Origin of the sequence: Pseudomonas sp. RIT-562 (assembly GCF_026241895.1) — a bacterium.
In the GTDB taxonomy this organism is placed as follows: Bacteria; Pseudomonadota; Gammaproteobacteria; order Pseudomonadales; family Pseudomonadaceae; genus Aquipseudomonas; species Aquipseudomonas mandelii_F.
In genome coordinates this window covers 124563-140862 of the sequence record NZ_JAPJIV010000003.1, presented here as the reverse complement: position 1 = coordinate 140862, position 16300 = coordinate 124563, and the positions used below count along the sequence as shown (strand labels likewise).

At 59.2% G+C, this 16300-nt stretch carries 15 protein-coding genes; 8 read left to right on the top strand and 7 right to left on the bottom strand.

Features of this window, described 5'->3' with window-relative positions:
- Positions 1 to 135: 135 nt before the first annotated feature.
- From amaA to ORL50_RS05525, 7 genes are all read left to right on the top strand, one after another.
- A complete protein-coding gene (amaA, locus tag ORL50_RS05555; protein WP_266010889.1) occupies positions 136 to 1419 on the top strand; it encodes an L-pipecolate oxidase in 1284 nt (427 codons plus the stop codon).
- A 364-nt stretch (positions 1420 to 1783) separates the two neighbouring features.
- The gene (locus tag ORL50_RS05550; RefSeq protein ID WP_122841575.1) at positions 1784 to 2917 is read left to right on the top strand and encodes a branched-chain amino acid ABC transporter substrate-binding protein; all 1134 of its coding nucleotides are present in this window, start codon (positions 1784 to 1786) and stop codon (positions 2915 to 2917) included.
- 238 nt (positions 2918 to 3155) lie between these two features.
- Entirely contained in the window at positions 3156 to 4070 is a 915-nt protein-coding gene (locus tag ORL50_RS05545) for an ABC transporter permease subunit (RefSeq protein ID WP_045058937.1), read from the top strand.
- A gap of 3 nt (positions 4071 to 4073) precedes the next feature.
- Positions 4074 to 5357, top strand: a complete 1284-nt coding sequence (gene livM / locus ORL50_RS05540; protein WP_266010885.1) for a high-affinity branched-chain amino acid ABC transporter permease LivM — start codon at positions 4074 to 4076, stop codon at positions 5355 to 5357.
- Positions 5354 to 6226 carry an ATP-binding cassette domain-containing protein gene (locus ORL50_RS05535; RefSeq protein WP_266010883.1) on the top strand — a complete coding sequence of 291 codons (873 nt, stop codon included), beginning with the start codon at positions 5354 to 5356 and terminating at the stop codon, positions 6224 to 6226. Before livM ends, ORL50_RS05535 begins: the two co-directional genes overlap by 4 nt.
- Entirely contained in the window at positions 6223 to 6939 is a 717-nt protein-coding gene (locus ORL50_RS05530; protein WP_247293542.1) for an ABC transporter ATP-binding protein, read from the top strand. Before ORL50_RS05535 ends, ORL50_RS05530 begins: the two co-directional genes overlap by 4 nt.
- A gap of 726 nt (positions 6940 to 7665) precedes the next feature.
- Positions 7666 to 8436: an SDR family oxidoreductase gene (locus ORL50_RS05525; protein WP_266010879.1), complete on the top strand. Its 771-nt coding sequence runs from the start codon at positions 7666 to 7668 to the stop codon at positions 8434 to 8436.
- A gap of 60 nt (positions 8437 to 8496) precedes the next feature.
- Here the strand turns inward: ORL50_RS05525 and ORL50_RS05520 are convergent, their stop codons facing one another.
- From ORL50_RS05520 to ORL50_RS05490, 7 genes are all read right to left on the bottom strand, one after another.
- Positions 8497 to 9624: an AGE family epimerase/isomerase gene (locus ORL50_RS05520; protein ID WP_266010876.1), complete on the bottom strand. Its 1128-nt coding sequence runs from the start codon at positions 9622 to 9624 to the stop codon at positions 8497 to 8499.
- A 191-nt stretch (positions 9625 to 9815) separates the two neighbouring features.
- On the bottom strand, positions 9816 to 10388 hold the full coding sequence (locus tag ORL50_RS05515) for a HupE/UreJ family protein (protein WP_266010874.1): 573 nt from the start codon (positions 10386 to 10388) through the stop codon (positions 9816 to 9818).
- A 31-nt stretch (positions 10389 to 10419) separates the two neighbouring features.
- The gene (ureG, locus tag ORL50_RS05510) at positions 10420 to 11034 is read right to left on the bottom strand and encodes an urease accessory protein UreG (protein ID WP_266010871.1); all 615 of its coding nucleotides are present in this window, start codon (positions 11032 to 11034) and stop codon (positions 10420 to 10422) included.
- 12 nt (positions 11035 to 11046) lie between these two features.
- Complete coding sequence (locus tag ORL50_RS05505) at positions 11047 to 11721, bottom strand: urease accessory protein UreF (protein WP_266010869.1); 675 nt, start codon at positions 11719 to 11721, stop codon at positions 11047 to 11049.
- A complete protein-coding gene (ureE, locus tag ORL50_RS05500) occupies positions 11718 to 12218 on the bottom strand; it encodes an urease accessory protein UreE (RefSeq protein ID WP_266010867.1) in 501 nt (166 codons plus the stop codon). Before ureE ends, ORL50_RS05505 begins: the two co-directional genes overlap by 4 nt.
- Positions 12219 to 12397: 179 nt before the next feature.
- Positions 12398 to 13030, bottom strand: coding sequence for a TetR family transcriptional regulator (locus ORL50_RS05495; protein WP_266010865.1), 633 nt, complete (start codon positions 13028 to 13030; stop codon positions 12398 to 12400).
- A gap of 157 nt (positions 13031 to 13187) precedes the next feature.
- Positions 13188 to 13700, bottom strand: coding sequence for a hypothetical protein (locus ORL50_RS05490; RefSeq protein ID WP_045058950.1), 513 nt, complete (start codon positions 13698 to 13700; stop codon positions 13188 to 13190).
- A gap of 387 nt (positions 13701 to 14087) precedes the next feature.
- Between ORL50_RS05490 and ORL50_RS05485 the strand changes: the two genes are divergently transcribed.
- A complete protein-coding gene (locus tag ORL50_RS05485; protein WP_266010861.1) occupies positions 14088 to 16157 on the top strand; it encodes an AsmA family protein in 2070 nt (689 codons plus the stop codon).
- The last annotated feature ends 143 nt before the right edge of the window (positions 16158 to 16300 follow it).

The window sequence follows — 16300 nt, the reverse complement described above, 5'->3', positions numbered from 1 at the left end:
TGTAGGAGCGAGCCTGCTCGCGATAGCGCCTTTTCAGACACATGGTTGCTGGATGTGCCGACGCTATCGCGAGCAGGCTCGCTCCTACAGTGGAATGAAAATGTGTGTTGGTTAGGTTTCTGTTGGAGTCTGGCAATGCCGCTACGCGAAGAATGTCTGTGGGAAAAACTGACGCCGCAACGGCCCGACAATAGATCGCTCAAGGGCGAAGTGAAGGCCGATGTCTGCGTGATAGGTGCAGGTTTCACCGGCCTGTCGGCGGCGGTGCATTTGCTGGAACAGGGCAAATCGGTCTGTGTGCTCGAAGCACATCGGGCCGGGCATGGCGGTTCTGGGCGTAACGTTGGCCTGGTCAACGCCGGCATGTGGATTCCTCCCGACGAGATCGAGGCCGGGTTCGGCGAGGCGGTTGGCAGTCAGCTCAATCGCATGCTGGGTGCCGCGCCGTCATTGGTGTTCAGCCTGGTCGACAAATACAACATCGACTGTCAGTTGCGCCGCGAAGGTACGCTGCACATGGCGCATAACGCCCGTGGCGAAGCGGATCTGCGCAGTCGTGAAGAACAATGGAAGCGTCGCGGCGCGCCGGTCGAGTTGTTGACCGGCCAGGCCTGCGAGCAAGCCACCGGCACCCGGAAAATTGCCGCCGCGCTGCTGGATCGGCGTGCCGGCACAATCAATCCGATGGCCTACACCAGCGGCCTAGCCAAGGCGGCCAGCGACCTGGGCGGTCAGCTGTTCGATCACTCGCCGGTTACTCGATTGGAACGTCAGGGCCAGAAGTGGTCGGTGCAAACTGCGCAGGGTTCGGTGTTGGCCGAGCAAGTGGTCATCGCCTCCAACGCCTACACCGAGGGCGACTGGACCGAGCTGCGACGTAATTTCTTCCCGGGTTATTACTACCAGGTGGCATCGGTGCCGCTGACTGAAGAGGCCGCGCAGCAAATCCTGCCCGGTGGCCAGGGGTCCTGGGACACCCGGCAGGTGCTCAGCAGCATCCGTCGCGACAAGGACGGGCGCCTGCTGCTCGGCAGCCTCGGCAACGGCAATCAGAAGCCGGTGTGGTTTCTCAAGGCCTGGGCGGATCGTGTTCAGCAGCACTATTTTCCGTATCTCAAGCCGGTGGAGTGGGAATGCACCTGGACTGGCTGCATTGCCTTCACCCCGGATCACCTGATGCGCCTGTTTGAGCCGGCGCCCGGAATAGTGGCAGTCACCGGCTACAACGGGCGCGGCGTTACTACGGGAACAGTGGTCGGCAAAGCCTTTGCCGACTATTTGTGTAACGGAAATCCTCAAGCCCTGCCGATTCCGTTCGCACCCATGCAGCCCCTGGCCGGCGTGGGGTTGCGCAGCTGCCTGTATGAGGCGGGTTTCTCGCTGTATCACGCAGGCCAGTGCTTGCGGATCGTCATTTGATTGTTGAAAGATGTTACTGAAAAGCGGCGCTTTTTCGAGCAGCGACTAGCCTGTAATGGTGCGGGTTGTAGCAGTCCCGCACCAGCGGTGTGCACTTCGGTGACGCACGATGTTACAGGCTGGTTGCACGTCGTTTGGCGCCGCGGTTGCAATGATGGCGCGCGCGGGTTGCGCCTTCAGCATTTTGTGGTTTTACCTTTGGCGGTTTAGACGGTTGCACGCCCAATGAAGACGGGCTCAAAACAGTCGGAATAACAATAACTCAGCGACTTTTTCAAGAATAAAAAACCGATGGCACGGCCCTTGCTCTGAGCATTCAGTGAAGTCGCAGTGCCAACTAAAAAAAACCTTGGAGCACCACCTCATGTCCCAGACGTTTTACAAGAAAGGCTTTCTGGCCCTCGCAGTGGCAGCTGCGTTGGGTGTTTCTGCGTTTGCACAGGCTGATGTGAAAATCGGTGTGGCAGGTCCCATGACTGGCGCCAACGCGGCATTTGGCGAGCAGTACATGAAGGGTGCGCAGGCAGCGGCCGACGCAGTCAACGCAGCGGGCGGCGTCAACGGGGAAAAAATCGTACTGGTGAAGGGCGATGACGCCTGCGAACCGAAACAGGCTGTGACGGTCGCCAAGGACCTGACCAACCAGAAAGTGGCAGGCGTGGTCGGTCACTTCTGCTCCTCGTCGACCATCCCGGCCTCCGAGATCTATGACGAAGCGGGCATCATCGCAATCACTCCAGGTTCCACCAACCCACAGGTCACCGAACGTGGGCTGAGCGCCATGTTCCGTATGTGCGGGCGTGACGACCAGCAGGGCATCGTCGCTGGCGATTACATCGTCGACGTGCTCAAGGGCAAAAAGGTTGTCGTGCTGCACGACAAGGACACCTACGGCCAAGGCCTGGCTGATGCCACCAAGGCGCAACTGGTCAAGCGCGGCGTAACGCCGGTGCTGTATGAAGGCCTGACCCGTGGCGAAAAAGACTTCAGCACTATCGTTACCAAAATCCGTGGCGCTGGCGCCGATGTCGTCTACTTCGGTGGTCTGCACCCGGAAGCCGGTCCTCTGGTCCGTCAGCTGCGTGAGCAAGGCCTGAAAGACGTCAAGTTCATGTCCGACGACGGCATCGTTACCGACGAGCTGGTAACCACCGCTGGCGGTCCGCAATTCGTTGATGGCGTGCTGATGACCTTCGGCGCTGACCCGCGCCTGCTGCCAGACAGCAAGGCTGTCGTGGATGCGTTCCGCAAGGCTGGCACCGAGCCAGAAGGCTACACCCTGTACGCCTACGCTTCGGTTCAGACCCTGGCGGCAGCTTTTAATGGCGCCAAGTCCAACAGCGGCGAAAAAGCGGCTGAGTGGCTGAAGAAGAACCCGGTCAAGACTGTCATGGGTGAGAAGACCTGGGACAGCAAGGGCGACCTGAAAGTCTCCGACTACGTGGTTTACCAGTGGGACAAGGATGGCAAATACCACCAGCTGGAAAAACAGAAGTAAGGGCTGACTTGATCAGCTGAATCCACAGTTCCCCTGTAGGAGCGGGCTTGCCCGCGAAGGCGGTGTATCAGTCAACATCACTGTTAGCTGAGATACCGCTATCGCTGGCAAGCCAGCTCCTACAGGGGCGGTGGTGGCAGCCTGATCCTGACTGACATTGCTCCGACGTATATCTGTATTTTCCTTAGAAGAGCCGCGCACCGCTGGTGTGCAGGTTCTCACTGCGTGAGATTGCGTTATGGATGGTATTTTCCTGCAGCAACTGGTCAACGGCCTGACCCTCGGGTCGGTCTATGGCCTGATCGCCATCGGCTACACAATGGTCTATGGCATCATTGGCATGATCAACTTCGCCCACGGCGAGGTTTACATGATCTCCGCTTACCTCGCGGCGATCAGTCTGGCTCTGCTGGCATACTTCGGTATTGAATCCTTCCCGCTGCTGATGCTCGGCACACTGATCTTCACCATCATCGTTACGGCGGTGTATGGCTGGGTCATCGAGCGAGTCGCCTATAAACCCCTGCGCAACTCCACCCGACTGGCACCGCTGATCAGCGCCATCGGCATCTCCCTGATCCTGCAAAACTATGCACAGATCGCCCAGGGCGCGAAGCAACAGGGCGTGCCAACCCTGCTTACCGGAGCCTGGCGTGTCGAGGTCGGCACCGGTTTTGTGCAGCTGACCTACACCAAAGTGTTCATTCTGGTCGCGGCGTTTGCCGGGATGGCGCTGCTGACCTACATCATCAAGTACACCAAGCTCGGCCGCATGTGCCGCGCGACCCAGCAAGACCGCAAGATGGCCTCAATCCTCGGGATCAACACCGACCGGGTGATTTCCTACGTGTTCATCATCGGTGCAGCCATGGCGGCCCTGGCCGGCGTGCTGATCACCATGAACTACGGCACATTCGACTTCTATGCCGGCTTCATCATCGGGATCAAGGCGTTCACCGCAGCGGTGCTCGGCGGTATCGGCTCGCTTCCAGGAGCGATGCTCGGCGGGATCATTCTCGGCATCTCCGAGTCGCTGTTCTCGGGCCTGGTCAACTCGGACTACAAAGACGTCTTCAGCTTCTCGCTGCTCGTTCTCGTTCTGGTCTTTCGGCCCCAAGGCCTGCTTGGCCGTCCTCTTGTGTCGAAGGTGTAAGCGATGTCTTCAACCACTAAAAAAACCATTGATCTAAAAAGAAGCCTGGTTGACGCGATCCTTGCAGGTCTAGTAGCCCTGATTGTGTTCGGTCCGATTGTCGGCGTGGTCCTCGACGGCTACGGCTTCAACCTGGAAACGACTCGCGTGGCATGGATCGTCGCGATCGTCATGGCGGGGCGATTTGCCCTGAGCCTGTTCCTGCAGACTCCGAAAGGCCTGAAGATTCTCGAGGGTTTCGAAAGTACCGGCTCCGGCGTGCATGTGCTGCCGCCAGATTACAAATCCCGGTTGCGCTGGATTATCCCGCTGTTGATTGTGATTGCCGTGGTCTTCCCGTTCTTTTCCAACTCCTATCTGCTGGGCGTGGTCATCCTCGGCCTGATCTATGTGCTGCTCGGCCTTGGATTGAACATTGTGGTCGGCCTGGCCGGCTTGCTCGACCTGGGTTACGTGGCGTTCTACGCCATTGGCGCCTACGGCCTGGCCCTCGGTTACCAATACCTCGGCCTGGGCTTCTGGACGGTGTTACCGCTGGCGGCGATCGTGGCGGGGCTGGCGGGTTGCATCCTGGGTTTCCCGGTATTGCGCCTGCACGGCGACTACCTGGCGATCGTGACCCTGGGTTTCGGTGAAATCATCCGGCTGGTCCTCAACAACTGGCTGTCGCTGACCGGCGGACCGAACGGCATGCCGGCACCGCTGCCAACGTTCTTCGGGCTGGAGTTCGGCAAACGCGCTAAAGATGGCGGGGTGCCTTTCCACGAGTTTTTCGGCATCGCCTATAACCCGGACGTGAAGTACTACTTCATCTACGCGGTGTTGTTCCTGGTGGTCCTGGCTGTGCTGTACATCAAGCATCGCCTGGTCAAGATGCCAGTGGGCCGCGCCTGGGAAGCCTTGCGCGAAGATGAAATCGCCTGTCGCTCCATGGGCCTGAACCACGTGCTGGTCAAGCTCTCGGCCTTCACGATTGGTGCGTCGACTGCAGGTCTGGCCGGGGTGTTCTTCGCCACTTACCAGGGTTTCGTCAACCCGACCTCGTTCACCTTCTTCGAATCGGCGCTGATTCTGGCCATCGTGGTGTTGGGTGGCATGGGCTCGACCATTGGTGTGGTGATTGCGGCCTTCGTGCTCACGGTTGCACCGGAGTTGCTGCGTGGTTTCGCAGAGTACCGGGTGCTGCTGTTCGGCATTCTGATGGTGTTGATGATGATCTGGCGACCGCGCGGCCTGATTCGCATCAGCCGTACCGGTGTGACCCCGCGTAAAGGAGTAGCGCCATGAGCGAAGTCGTCCTATCGGTCGAAAAACTGATGATGCACTTTGGCGGCATCAAGGCGTTGAGCGATGTCAGCCTGAAAGTGCACCGCAACTCGATCTTCGCCCTGATCGGCCCCAATGGCGCGGGCAAGACCACGGTGTTCAACTGCCTCACCGGCTTCTACAAGGCGTCTGGCGGCAAAATCGAACTCAACGTGCGCGGCGAGCACACCAACGTCATCCAGCTGCTTGGGGAGTCTTTCAAACCCACCGATTTCGTTTCGCCGAAATCTTTCCTCAGTCGCATGTACTACAAGATGTTCGGTGGCACCCACCTGGTAAACCGTGCCGGGCTGGCGCGGACATTCCAGAACATTCGCCTGTTCAAGGAAATGTCGGTGCTGGAAAACCTGCTGGTGGCCCAGCACATGTGGGTCAATCGCAACATGCTGGCCGGCATCCTGAACACCAAGGGCTATCGCAAGGCTGAAAGTGACGCCCTGGATCATGCGTTCTACTGGCTGGAAGTCGTGGATCTGGTGGATTGCGCCAACCGCCTGGCCGGCGAGTTGTCCTACGGCCAGCAGCGCCGTCTGGAAATCGCCCGGGCCATGTGCACGCGGCCGCAGATCATCTGCCTCGACGAACCGGCCGCTGGCCTCAACCCTCAAGAAACCGAAGCGCTGAGCGCAATGATCCGGCTGCTGCGTGACGAGCATGATCTGACCGTGGTGCTGATCGAACACGACATGGGCATGGTAATGAGCATTTCCGACCACATTGTGGTGCTGGACCACGGCATCGTCATTGCCGAAGGTGGGCCGGATGCAATTCGCAACGATCCGAAGGTGATTGCGGCCTACCTGGGCGCTGATGAAGAGGAGTTGGTATGAGTCAACCGATCCTCGAATTAAAGGAGCTGGACGTGTTCTACGGGCCGATCCAGGCCCTGAAGAAAGTCTCGCTGCACATTAACGAAGGTGAAACCGTCAGCCTCATTGGTTCCAACGGCGCTGGCAAGTCGACCCTGCTGATGTCGATCTTCGGCCAGCCGCGCGCGGCTGACGGGCAAATCATCTATCAGGGAGTCGACATCACTCACAAGTCGTCCCATTACATTGCGTCCCACGGCATCGCGCAGTCGCCGGAAGGCCGGCGAGTGTTCCCCGACATGACCGTCGAGGAAAACCTGCTGATGGGTACCATCCCGATCGGTGACAAGTACGCCACTGAGGACATGCAGCGCATGTTCGAGCTGTTTCCCCGGCTCAAGGAGCGCCGCACCCAGCGAGCCATGACCATGTCCGGTGGCGAACAGCAGATGCTCGCCATTGCCCGTGCGCTGATGAGCCGGCCAAAACTCCTGCTGCTCGATGAGCCGAGCTTGGGGCTGGCGCCGATTGTGGTGAAGCAGATTTTCTCGACCTTGCGCGAGTTGGCGAGCACCGGCATGACCATTTTCCTGGTGGAGCAGAACGCCAACCATGCGTTGAAGCTGTCCGACCGCGCCTATGTGATGGTCAACGGAGAAATACGCCTCACGGGCACTGGCAAGGAGTTGCTGGTGAATGAGGAGGTGCGTAACGCTTATCTGGGCGGACATTGATTCGCTGCCAAGATATCAACAGCCCCGACGAGCAATCGCCGGGGCTTTTTTACGTCTCAACTCGGGCTTTTTCGAAATTGTGGAAAACAATATTCACGAGCTCTGAAACCGCGACATAAAGCCGCTGCAAATAGTTGTTTTGTCACGGATTTGACTTGTCCCCGTTTGCTGTGGAGCTGGCTGTGAATAACATGGTAGTACCTCGCGGAGAGCCCCTGTTTTAAAGGCGTCCACGGTGGTGGTTGTTTTTTGACCAGGTGTTTTCTGTGGTCTGCCATGCGGCTTTGTCAACAAGTTTGTTGGTCATCAAACAGGCCGTAAGCTGGGCTCCACAGCCTGTGGATAAGTCTGTGGTTAAACTCTGGAAAGACCCCGCTGAGGGCCGTAGTTACTGGCTTGGAGCCATCGTCTGGTGCGGGGGCCAATCGTGCAAAATGCCTTGGGCTACAACGCCAGCTTGTGAGGGTCAAGCAAAAAACTTTTCAACCTGCCCGCAAAGCCTTGTACACAGCGGCTTGCAGCTTTTTTACTTGCCCCCGGAAACTGTGGGCCCACCTGTGGATAACCTGCGCGTACATGGCTGCGGGCCACGGCTGGTATGGCTTGGCAAGTGTTGATCGTTTTTTGCACAGTTTGTGGCAGTTGCCGCTGTGAGCCAAGCGGGGCATGCTGCCTGCTGAATTTCTATTCCAATGGCTGCCGATCAGCTGAAGCAAGGAGAACACGATGTCCAACACCCTGTTTATTACCGGCGCTACGTCCGGTTTTGGCGAAGCCTGTGCCCGTCGTTTTGCCGAGGCTGGCTGGAAGCTGGTGCTGACAGGTCGTCGTGAAGAGCGCCTCAATGCCCTGTGCGCCGAACTGTCCAAGCAAACCGAAGTGCATGGCCTGGTCCTGGATGTGCGCGATCGCAAGGCCATGGAGGAGGCAATCGCCAATCTGCCCCCAGCATTCGCCAAATTGCGCGGCCTGATCAACAACGCCGGCCTGGCCCTGGGCGTCGATCCTGCGCCCAAGTGTGATCTGGATGACTGGGACACCATGGTCGACACCAACGTCAAGGGCCTGATGTACAGCACTCGGCTGCTGCTGCCGCGCCTGATTGCACACGGTCGTGGCGCGGGGATCATCAACGTCGGATCCGTTGCCGGCAACTACCCTTATCCGGGCAGCCACGTGTATGGCGCGACCAAGGCCTTCGTCAAACAGTTCTCTCTGAACCTGCGCTGCGACCTGCAGGGTACCGGGGTGCGCGTGAGCAACATCGAGCCAGGGATGTGCGAAAGCGAATTTTCGCTGGTGCGATTCTCAGGTGATCAGGCGCGGTATGACGCGACCTATGCCGGAGCCGAGGCGATTCAACCGCAGGACATTGCCGAGACCATTTTCTGGGTGCTGAATGCGCCGGCGCATATCAACATCAATACCCTGGAGTTGATGCCGGTTAGCCAGACCTGGGCTGGGTTTGCGATTCATCGGGATGCGGGTAAGGCGTAACGGCCATCGCGAGCAAGCTTTGCTCCCACAGGACGCTTTGCTGGCACAGGGAGCTTGCGGTTAGCGCAAGTATTCAGCCAGACCGCGATAGCAGGTCGCCAAATGGTATGGGGTGGTCGAAGGCATATCCCTGCGGCTCACCTGGCCCTGTTCATCACGACATTCATGCCAACCTGCGGCATGCAGGAAGTTCTGCTGCAGCGCCAGAAGTTGGCGCTGCACCGCAGCTTCGGCATTCGGGCGCAAGGTCAGTGCGCGCAAGTATTCGGCCTGGGCCCAGATACGCTGGGTAGCGTCCCTGGCATGGCCATCAAGGTCGAGCATGGCTTTGACTGCGCAGGACGATTGCTCGAGTCCCGATTGCTCGGTGAAGGCAAAAGCGCGCTCAATCGAAGTGTGCAATTGCGAACCACGTAACAGCGGCGACGACTCCAGCAGGAAGTACCACTCGAATTGATGCCCGGGTTCATACCAGTTATCCACAGCGCCCAGCGGCTTCTCCATCAGTACGCCGTGCTGCGGATCGATAAAGTGTTGCTGCATCGCTGTGCATAACTCGACGAGCTGCTCCTGGACACGCGGGGCAGAGCGAAACGACAGGGTGGCGAGGAACGCTTCGGCGAGATGCATCAGCGGGTTCTGCAGGGCTCCACTGTTCAGCGATGACCAATCGCGCTCAAGGCTGGCTTCGTACAGACCGTCGTCCGTGGCGAAGCGCTGGGTGATCACCTCCAGTACCGAGTTGAGCACTGATTCCACGGCTGTTTGGTGGACCTTTTCCCAGTAGTGCGCGCAGGCGAACAAGATGAACGCGTGGGTGTAGAGATCCTTGCGCTGGTCGAGTGGCGCGCCGTGCGCGTCGATGCTGTAGAACCAGCCGCCGTGTTCAGCGTCGTGAAAATGCCGCTGTAAAGAGCTGAAGAGCTGCGCGCTGCGCTCTTCGGCGCCCCGCACATGGCCCATCAGGCTCGAGAATAAATACAGCTGTCGCGCACACGCCATGGCTCGATAACGCTGGGGTGGCAGTGGAGCATGTTCGCCATCCAGGGCCTCGTAGGGCAATGCCAGTTCGGCGTTCCAGCCGGGGCCTTGCCACAGCGGCACGATCACTTCCTGGAAATGCTGTTGCACCGAGGCGAACAGGGCGGTCAATTCTGGCTGGGAGGTGGAGCGGGAAACAGGCTGCATTGGCTGGCGTCGTCACGGCAGGGGCGAATGCGCGACATGTTAGCAGGCCTAGGTGATGCGGTGTCTGTCAGGCCGTCATCGCGGGCAAGCCTTGCTCCAACAGGATGACGACCGGACCTGGTGTTGTATGCGACACACACCCTGTAGGAGTCGGCTTGCCGGCGATAAAGCCCGGCCAGCCGCCACATGATTCAGCCCGCCAACAGCCACACTCCGGTCGCCGCCGAAGCCGCACCTGCCAACCTGACCAGTGGCGCCGCCGCTCGAGGCAAAACTCGAACCACCGCATAACCCGCTGCATGCAATGCCGCTGTCGCCAGCACAAAGCCGGCCGCATAGGTCCATGGGCTCGACATGTCAGGCAATTCCAGACCATGCGCCACGCCATGAAACAGAGCAAACAATGCCGTGGCGCCAACCGCCATGCCCAAAGGCGGACGAACCGCCAGTGCCACTGCCAGGCCCAGAGCCAGCACCGACGCGGCGATCCCGCTTTCCAGCGCAGGCACGTTCAGTCCCTCAAACCCCAACACTCCGCCGAGCAACATGGTGCCGACAAAGGTACACGGCAGTGCCCAGCGTGCGGCGCCTTGCTGCTGCGCCGCCCATAAACCCACCGCAACCATCGCGAGCAGGTGATCGAGGCCACCGATTGGATGGCTGATGCCAGCGATCCATCCATTGTCGCCATGACCCGGATGGGCAAAGGCGACAGCCGGCGTCAGCAGCAGCGCAACGGCGCCAAGAATGCGTTTAAGTGTCATGAAGAGCTTCCTTGTTGAAAATTTGGGGTGGTCAGGCCGCAGTCAGCAGGCCCTGGCGCTCAATGAAGGCAATGATCTCTGCCAGGCCCTGACCGGTTTTCTGGTTGCTGAAAACGAATGGCTTGCCGTTGCGCATGCGTGTGGTGTCGCTGTCCATCAACGTCAGGGACGCGCCTACCAGCGGAGCGAGGTCGATCTTGTTGATCACCAGCAAATCGGATTTACAGATACCGGGACCGCCTTTGCGCGGCAGCTTGTCGCCGGCCGAAACGTCGATCACATAGATGGTCAGGTCGGACAGTTCCGGGCTGAACGTGGCCGAAAGGTTGTCGCCACCGGACTCCACCAGAATCAGGTCCAGCCCCGGGAAACGCCGGTTCAACTGGTCCACTGCTTCGAGGTTGATCGAGGCGTCCTCGCGGATTGCGGTGTGCGGGCAGCCGCCGGTTTCGACGCCGATGATGCGCTCCGGTGCCAATGCTTCATTCCTCACCAGGAAGTCGGCGTCTTCGCGGGTGTAGATATCGTTGGTCACCACCGCGAGGTTGTAGCGCTCACGCAGGGCCAGGCACAGCGCCAGGGTCAGGGCCGTTTTGCCGGAGCCGACCGGGCCGCCGATGCCGACGCGCAGGGGTTGTGCATTCATGATGTGTTTCTCCTAGGAACGGAATAGACGGCTGTATTGGCGCTCATGGGCCATGCAGGCCAGCGACAGGCCGAAAGCGGCGCTGCCAAAGTGTTCGGGGCTGATGCGTGTGGCGTCTTGCTGCGCCTGCTGCAGCAATGGCAGCAACTGGCTGGTGAGACGCTGGGCGGCCTGCTGACCGAGGGGCAAAGTCTTCATCAACACCGCCAGCTGGTTTTCCAGCCAGCTCCACAGCCAGGCGGCCAAGGCGTCATCCGGGCTGATTTGCCAGGCGCGAGCAGCGAGGGCCCAGCCGAGGGCGAGATGGGGTTCCGGACGCTGCGCCAGAAAGGCGCGGGCCGGAGCATCAAGCTCAGGCAAACCATTGAGCAACTGTTGCAGGGAGTAACCCATCTGCCGACTTTCCTGATGCAGCTCGCGGGTTTCCCGACTGGCGCGGTGTTCTTCGCAGCGTTGCAACAGCTCGCCCCAGTTTTCTGCGGCGGCGGCCTCGCAGTGCGCGAGCAACAACGGAGCTTCGAAACGCGCCAGGTTGAGCAGCAATTGGTCGCTGATCCACTGTCGGGCGCTGTCCGGATCATTGACCCGGCCGTTATCGACCGCCATCTCCAGGCCTTGGGAGTAGCTGTAGCCGCCAATCGGCAATTGCGGACTGGCCAAGCGCAGCAGGGCCCAGGCTGGGTTCATGAACGCATGCCGAACTGGTGCAGTTTCGGCGGGTAGTTGAAATCTTCGTCGCCGTGACGGGAGTGGTGATGACCTCCACCGTAGGCCCCGTGCTCGGGTTGAAAGGGGGCTTCGATGGCCTCTACCGTGGCATTCAGTTGCTCAAGCATGGCCTTGAGCACGTAGTCGTCGAGCAGGCGCAACCAGCCGTCACCGACTTGCAGGGCCACGTGCCTGTTACCCAGGTGATAGGCCGCGCGAGTCAGCTCGAAGGAATTGGCGCAAGTGACATGCAGCAGTTGTTCGGGGCGAGCACACACCCGGACTATGCGACCGTCCTCGGCGTGCAGGCACTCACCATCACGCAGCGGCGGCTGGCCGCGTTCCAGGAACAGCCCGACGTCTTCCCCCGCGGCACTGAAACAGCGCAAGCGGCTTTTGCTCCTGGCCTCGAAATTCAGGTGCAATTCGGCGGCCCAGAGGGGTTGAGGGTCGATTCTGCGATGGATCACCAGCATCGAAAAGCTTCCAGCAATGAACGATAGTCATGCTAGAGCAAGGGGCTTGCCAGATCGGCAGGGTGTAGGAAATAGCCGTCGAAAGCGTAGGAAATTTCCTAGCGTGCGGCTGTTTTGATTGATTTTGGTGCGCCGCATTTTGGTGCTGCACCATCTTGTGGCGAATTGACTGCAGACAGTTATTCGGTGCTGCCGAGCCCTTGCCAATGCTTGAGCCCGATAAAAATGAAACGTAATTGCTGAGTGATCTTCGCCTGGGGCGTGAGGTGATCAGGCAGGGCCTCAGCCGGCGGATCGATGATATCCGGCAAGGTGGCAAACACGCTTTTGACGATCAGGTCGGCCATGACATTGAGCCCGGCGAGGTCCAGGTGCTGCAGTTTTGGCATCAGCGCAAGATCCGAGGCCAGGTCAGAGCTGATGTCTTCCCGCAGACGACCGATGGCCTGGCGCACTAGCAAAGAACCGCCGTATTGCTCGCGAGCGAGAAACAGGAATTGCGAGCGATTGGCTGATACTACGTCGAGGAAAATCCGCACAGACGCATCGATGATACCGCCCATGACAAACTCATTGTGGCGCACCAGGCGGATGGTTTCGCGGAAGGTCTGGCCGACTTCGCTGACCAGTACCAGGCCCAGTTCATCCATATCGGCGAAATGCCGATAGAAGCCGGTCGGCACAATGCCGGCGGTCTTCGCCACTTCGCGCAGGCTCAGGCTGCCGAATCCGCGGCCGCATTCCATCAGGTGGCGGGCGGCGTCCATCAGGGCATTACGGGTCTGTTGCTTCTGTTCGGCGCGGGGCAGCATCGGCGGGGATATTTCTGGACAAGGACAGCGACGCACTCTAGCAAATCGGCTTTGCCTGCGTCGAACGACTATCGAGGGATGGTGCGGGGATTTACTGCTTTCAGAAAGTCAAAAGCCCAATCCGCAGACTGGGCTTTTTTTCAGGGCCGCCATGGGCTTAGCTCAGGGCACTGTTGCGTTCGATTACACGGTCACCACCACCTTCGGCAAGAGTCTGGCCTTGTGGGGTGCGATCGGAACCGTCAGCAGCCAGGGTTTGACCTTGTGGAGTGCGATCGGAACCGTCAGCAGCCAGGGTTTGACCTTGTGGAGTGCGATCGGAGCCGTCAGCAGCCAGGGTCTGACCTTGTGGGGTGCGATCGGAACCGTCAGCAGCCAGGGTTTGACCTTGTGGGGTGCGATCGGAACCGTCAGCAGCCAGGGTCTGACCCTGTGGAGTGCGATCCGAACCGTCCTGGGTGATCAGGCCTTTTTCTTTCAGGCGATCATTACCACCTTCAGCCAGGGTCTGGCCTTGTGGGGTACGGTCGGAGCCGTCGGCGGCGATGGTTTGGCTGAATACCGAGCGGCTGTCTTTGACTTGTGGAGTTGCCTGGTCAGCAGCAGGCAGAGCGAAAGCAGTGCTGGCCAGCATGGAAAGGGTAAGACTCAGCAGTAATTGGCGTTTCATGATGGTTGCTCCTCGGGAGGGCGTTAAAGTGGGTACGAGGTCAATGCTACTCTCGATAAGTCGATATAAAAGTTCATAAACGCAATGGTAATAATCAACGGAATTGATTGTTCTGCGGAATGGCTCTAGACCGGGCATTTGCGGCAGCTGTTTTTGCACCGGGGTGGGTATTTTTCACCCATCCGTGCCGCGTAAAAGTGCGGGGTCGGTAACGCCTTATCGAGGGGGCAGTCTGTCCCCGGCCGATTATTTGAGGATTAATCGGCTTTCGGTTAAACCTGCGGGCCATTTTTCAGTCGTAGATCTCATGACGGGTCGGTTCTGGCCTGCACTTTCCAAACGTGCGTCGCGGTCAGGGCGCTCAGTCGTATCAAGGAGCCCTGTGCAATGACGCGCACTCGAAAAGTAATTGCCTGGACCCTCGCCAGCTTGTTAGTCCTGCTGGCGGTGCTGGTTCTGATCATCGTGTTCTTCGATTGGAACCGGATCAAACCTCCGCTCAACGCCAAAGTGTCCGAGGAACTGCACCGACCCTTTGCGATCAATGGCAACCTGGCGGTGGTCTGGCAGCGCGAGCCCGAGGAGGGCGGCTGGCGCGCCTGGGTGCCGTGGCCGCATGTGGTCGCCGAGGACCTGAGCCTGGGCAACCCGGAGTGGTCGAAGCAGCCTCAAATGGTCACGCTCAAGCGCGTTGAGTTGCGCATTTCGCCCCTGGCCTTGCTCGCGCAACGCGTGGTAATCCCGCGAATTGACCTGACAGAGCCCAACGCCGAGCTGCAACGCCTGGCGGACGGTCGCGCAAACTGGACGTTCAAGTTTGATCCCAAGGACCCGGACGCCGAGCCGTCAAGTTGGGTCGTGGACATTGGCGCAATTGGATTCGACAAGGGGCACGTTACCCTTGACGATCAGAGCCTGAAGACTCAGTTGGATGTAATGATCGACCCGCTCGGCAAGCCGATTCCTTTCAGCGATATCGTCGGCGACAAGGCGGCTAAGACTGCCCAAGATAAAGGTGCCGCGCCTCAGGATTACGCGTTTGGCATCAAGGTCAAAGGTCAATACCACCAGCAGAAACTCGACGGCGAAGGCAAAATCGGCGGCCTGCTGGCGTTGCAGGATGCAAACCGGCCCTTTCCACTGCAAGCCAAAGTCAGGATTGCCGATACCCGGGTAGAGCTGGCGGGTACCCTCACCGATCCACTGAACCTGGGCGCACTGGATTTGCGTCTGAAACTGGCGGGCGCGAGCCTGGGAAACCTGTACCCATTGACCGGGGTCACGCTACCGGACACTCCTCCTTACGCCACCGATGGTCATCTGATCGCCAAGCTGCATGAGCCAGGCGGGGCGGTGTTTCGCTACGAAGAGTTCAACGGCAAGATTGGCGAAAGCGATATCCACGGCAGCCTGTCCTATGTCGCCGGTAAACCACGGCCCAAGCTCAGCGGAGCCTTGGTCTCCAACCAGCTGCTGTTCGCCGACCTGGCGCCGTTGATCGGTGCAGACTCCAACGCCAAGCAGAAAGCCCGCGGAGGTGAGAGCAAGCAACCTACTGACAAAGTGCTGCCGGTGGAGGAATTCAAGACTGAGCGCTGGCGCGACATGGACGCCGATGTCGAATTCACCGGCAAGCGCATCGTCCACAGCGAAAAGCTGCCATTCAACGACCTGTACACCCATTTGGTACTAACCGATGGCGTGCTCAGCCTGGAGCCCCTGCGTTTTGGTGTGGCAGGCGGCAAGCTGGACGCACAAATTCGCCTGAACGGCCGTACCGAGCCGCTGGAAGGCCAGGCCAAGCTGACTGCGCGCGGCTTCAAGCTCAAGCAGTTGTTTCCGACCTTTGAGCCGATGAAAACCAGTTTCGGCGAGCTTAATGGTGATGCGGATATCAGCGGTCGCGGTAATTCGGTATCCAAACTGCTGGCGACCTCCAACGGCAATCTAAAGATGCTGATCAACGATGGCGCAATCAGTCGTGAGCTGATGGAACTGGCCGGGCTGAACGTCGGTAACTATGTAGTGGGCAAAATTTTTGGCGACAAGGAAGTGAAGATCAACTGCGCCGCTGCCGACTTCGACATCAAGACCGGCCTGGCGACGACACGCCTGTTTGTATTCGATACCGAGAACGCGATCATCTATATCGATGGCACGGCGAATATGGCAACCGAGCAACTGGACCTGACAATTACGCCGGAGTCCAAGGGCTGGCGTTTGATCTCGCTACGTTCGCCTTTGTACGTGCGGGGCAAATTCATCAAGCCGGATGCAGGGGTGAAGGCTGTGCCGCTGTTGCTGCGGGGGGCGGGGATGGTTGCCTTGGGAGTAATAGCCGCGCCGGCCGCAGGCTTGCTGGCGCTGATTGCGCCTAGCGGAGGCGAACCGAATCAGTGTGCGCCGTTGCTGGAGCAGATGAAGGCGGGGAAGGCGCCGAAGACGGTGAAGGGTTAGATCTCAACTGGCTGCCTATCCTATGGACAGGCAGCCGTGCGCCTTATACCAAGGGCTTAAGGAACCCGAATTAGATGTTGGGAAGTGTTTCGCTGCGATGTAATAAAGTGTCACGGGTGAAGTTTGGTTAGTTGATTCCAAGC

Coding starts and splice junctions, on each gene's coding strand:
- ORL50_RS05545 (WP_045058937.1), top strand. CDS start 3,156: ATGGATGGTATTTTCCTGCAGCAACTGGTCAACGGCCTGACCCTCGGG.
- ureG (WP_266010871.1), bottom strand. CDS start 11,034: ATGAATGCACAACCCCTGCGCGTCGGCATCGGCGGCCCGGTCGGCTCC.
- ORL50_RS05495 (WP_266010865.1), bottom strand. CDS start 13,030: ATGCTGCCCCGCGCCGAACAGAAGCAACAGACCCGTAATGCCCTGATG.
- ORL50_RS05520 (WP_266010876.1), bottom strand. CDS start 9,624: ATGCAGCCTGTTTCCCGCTCCACCTCCCAGCCAGAATTGACCGCCCTG.
- ORL50_RS05490 (WP_045058950.1), bottom strand. CDS start 13,700: ATGAAACGCCAATTACTGCTGAGTCTTACCCTTTCCATGCTGGCCAGC.
- livM (WP_266010885.1), top strand. CDS start 4,074: ATGTCTTCAACCACTAAAAAAACCATTGATCTAAAAAGAAGCCTGGTT.
- ORL50_RS05530 (WP_247293542.1), top strand. CDS start 6,223: ATGAGTCAACCGATCCTCGAATTAAAGGAGCTGGACGTGTTCTACGGG.
- ORL50_RS05525 (WP_266010879.1), top strand. CDS start 7,666: ATGTCCAACACCCTGTTTATTACCGGCGCTACGTCCGGTTTTGGCGAA.
- ORL50_RS05485 (WP_266010861.1), top strand. CDS start 14,088: ATGACGCGCACTCGAAAAGTAATTGCCTGGACCCTCGCCAGCTTGTTA.
- ORL50_RS05535 (WP_266010883.1), top strand. CDS start 5,354: ATGAGCGAAGTCGTCCTATCGGTCGAAAAACTGATGATGCACTTTGGC.
- amaA (WP_266010889.1), top strand. CDS start 136: ATGCCGCTACGCGAAGAATGTCTGTGGGAAAAACTGACGCCGCAACGG.
- ureE (WP_266010867.1), bottom strand. CDS start 12,218: ATGCTGGTGATCCATCGCAGAATCGACCCTCAACCCCTCTGGGCCGCC.
- ORL50_RS05505 (WP_266010869.1), bottom strand. CDS start 11,721: ATGAACCCAGCCTGGGCCCTGCTGCGCTTGGCCAGTCCGCAATTGCCG.
- ORL50_RS05550 (WP_122841575.1), top strand. CDS start 1,784: ATGTCCCAGACGTTTTACAAGAAAGGCTTTCTGGCCCTCGCAGTGGCA.
- ORL50_RS05515 (WP_266010874.1), bottom strand. CDS start 10,388: ATGACACTTAAACGCATTCTTGGCGCCGTTGCGCTGCTGCTGACGCCG.